Source organism: Rhodococcus sp. NPDC059968 (genome assembly GCF_042738615.1).
Taxonomy (GTDB): Bacteria; Actinomycetota; Actinomycetes; order Mycobacteriales; family Mycobacteriaceae; genus Rhodococcus_F.
In genome coordinates this window covers 8336-10730 of the sequence record NZ_JBHWUE010000178.1, presented here as the reverse complement: position 1 = coordinate 10730, position 2395 = coordinate 8336, and the positions used below count along the sequence as shown (strand labels likewise).

Genomic DNA, 2395 nt, shown 5'->3' with positions numbered 1-2395 from the left:
GGTACGAGACCCGCTATCGTGAACAGCGTCCCCCGGCTGCCTCAACCCCCGAGGTGGCCTGAACCGGAGTCTCCACTCGATCCAGGGCGATTCATGCTGCTACGCGGCCGGCTGACGAAACCTCTCCGTGGACCCGAACACCGGCCGCCTTCGAGCGCGTCGTCCCGGCTACCGCGACCTGGACGACGCTGCCCGATATGCCGACCCTGCGCGGCGGGCTCGGCACCGCCTTCGTCGGCGGGGACCCGAACACCGCGCTGGGCTCTCTTGAGCGGCTGCCCGCCGCAGGGCTGCTGCGGCGGCTTCCGGTGCCCACACTCGCGGCGGACTAGAACTGTGTCGTGGTGCACGCGGATCCCGCGCTTGAGCGCACGCTCGGCCACGACGAGAACGGGTTGGTCGGCCGCTCGGTGACCGAGATCGTCGATCCGGAGTCCTCGCCGAGCGATGCCGATGCGTTGGGACGGCTGCAGGATTGCGCCGGCAATGTGCTCGAACTTGCTCCTCGGGAGGGTTTCATGGTGCGGGCGGTGTCAGCGGATCGGTGCTGATGCGGCAGGACGATCCCCTCCTCCTCGTCTGCTTCCAGGACATGACTGAACAGCTGCGGAGCGGAGGGCGGGCCCCCGGCTCACCTGAGCCGGGTGGTCTGTGCCCTACGTTGAAACAGAGTGCGCGCCTGGTCGGAGGCACGACAAGCTGCGCCAAAACTTCTGTTAGGCAGTGCGTCTGGGTTTGTCGATAACTGAAGAGCTTTCAAGTAGATTCGGATTACACTTTTCCCCAATGGTTTTCAATGTTCTCCCTGCCGCGGCAACGTCGCGCGACTCATCGGATAATCCATGGCTTGGATCGGCCCCAAAAGGAGGATGGTTGGTCGGCCGGTCGAATCACTGACACAACGGCCAGCATCTCATTCGGGCTGCGGAAAGCACCCGGTGCACCGACTCGCGCCGGCCCGGGAAGGAGCGGGGCGAGCCGTACTGCCGAGAGAATTCTCTCGGATTCACAGGTCGCCGGTGGTGATGATGCCGCTGTGTCGGGCGCGGGCGACGAGTTGCATGCGCTTCTGGTTGTTCGGCAGGTCCTCGAGGCCGAACTTCGAAAAGAGGACGCGGAGATGGCATTTGATCGTGTCGACGGTCAAGTAGAGGTGGTCGGCGATCTCCTGGTTCGAGGCGGGGTGGGCGTAGGCTGCGTTGCCTTTGTACGGCCGGCACAACTCCGCCAGGACCGCGTACTGCGCCGGGGTCAGGGCGGCGCGGGTGGGTAGGGCGTCGGCGGTGCCGGTCATCTCCCCGCTGGCCGCAATGAAGGTGCGGAAGGTCAGTGACGAGGATCCGATTCGGATGACGTCACCGGCGTGGAGCCTTCGGCGCCCGCTGAGGCGGTCGCCGTTGACGAATGTGCCGTTGCGGGAGAGTCCGTCGTCGGTCACCGTCCAATAGGATCCGATCCATTCGATGGTGGCGTGCAGCCGTGACACGTTCGGATCGGATGGCAACGCGATATCGGCCTTCTCCGAGCGGCCCACGGTGATCCGCGGGGCGTCCACGGACAACACGAATTCGCGGGTGCCGTCTCCGCCATCGAGATAGCAGAGGTTCGGTTCGCTCAGTGCGTTCATTGCCGTCCTCCGCGCAATTTCGGGCACACGACTTTCGGTCGGACGCTTCGCCTTGTTGCCAGTCTAATTCCGCAGGTCGGCGCGGCACCATGGTCGACGGTGCGGTTCCATCCCCGCACCGACGTACCGGTTTCGACGAAGGTGATAAGGGTCCACCCCGAGGGTGAAGATTCGTCCGTGGCCGGCACACCACACTGAAGGTCAATCACTTCGACCCGAGAAGATGCCATGCCTCGAACCCGTCACCACACCCACCCCGCCCGCCAGGAACCCGGTGCGCGTCGGGTATTGCCCCAGCGCTCAGCACCGGCGCAGACTGAAAGTACCGAACGCGCACCCGAGGGGGTGGGGCAGATGCCCCGGCCAACCCACTGGCGGCGATCGGTCACGGTGATGTCCACCCTGGTGGTCGTCGGCGCTCTCGGGCTCTTCGGGTTCCACTCAGGACCCTCGCTCGCGGGCGCGGCGCCACAATCGGTGGCCACCGTTGTCGTGCGGCAACAACCCGTCGCGCCGTGGCCGACGATGCCCCAGCTTCCTCTCCCAGGGTTGGGAGAGAGTCTCGACCCGGCACCGTACCCCGCTGCCGACCATCAACAACCGATCTGTGTTCCCGGAGGTGTGAAGTGTTCCGATCCGGAGATTCTGGAGATTCCACCGCCACCTGAGGGTTGCCCTCCGAACTGTCCCGACGATCCTCCGATTCTGGACATACCACCGCCGCCCGAGGTCTGCCCCCCGAACTGTCCCGACGATCCTCCGATTCTG

3 protein-coding genes are annotated in these 2395 nt (G+C 65.3%); 2 read left to right on the top strand and 1 reads right to left on the bottom strand.

The window, feature by feature from the left end:
* Positions 1-197 precede the first annotated feature (197 nt).
* Positions 198-332, top strand: a complete 135-nt coding sequence (locus ACFWAY_RS51560) for a hypothetical protein (protein WP_378516227.1) — start codon at positions 198-200, stop codon at positions 330-332.
* 9 nt (positions 333-341) lie between these two features.
* Positions 342-551: a hypothetical protein gene (locus tag ACFWAY_RS51555; protein ID WP_378516226.1), complete on the top strand. Its 210-nt coding sequence runs from the start codon at positions 342-344 to the stop codon at positions 549-551.
* Between the two features lie 455 nt (positions 552-1006).
* Here ACFWAY_RS51555 and ACFWAY_RS51550 read toward each other — a convergent pair whose 3' ends face one another.
* A complete protein-coding gene (locus ACFWAY_RS51550; protein WP_378516225.1) occupies positions 1007-1627 on the bottom strand; it encodes an FHA domain-containing protein in 621 nt (206 codons plus the stop codon).
* Positions 1628-2395: the final 768 nt, after the last annotated feature.

Bases quoted from the DNA above. Each gene is read 5' to 3' on its own strand.
- ACFWAY_RS51560 (WP_378516227.1), top strand. From the start codon at position 198: ATGCCGACCCTGCGCGGCGGGCTCGGCACCGCCTTCGTCGGCGGGGAC.
- ACFWAY_RS51550 (WP_378516225.1), bottom strand. From the start codon at position 1,627: ATGAACGCACTGAGCGAACCGAACCTCTGCTATCTCGATGGCGGAGAC.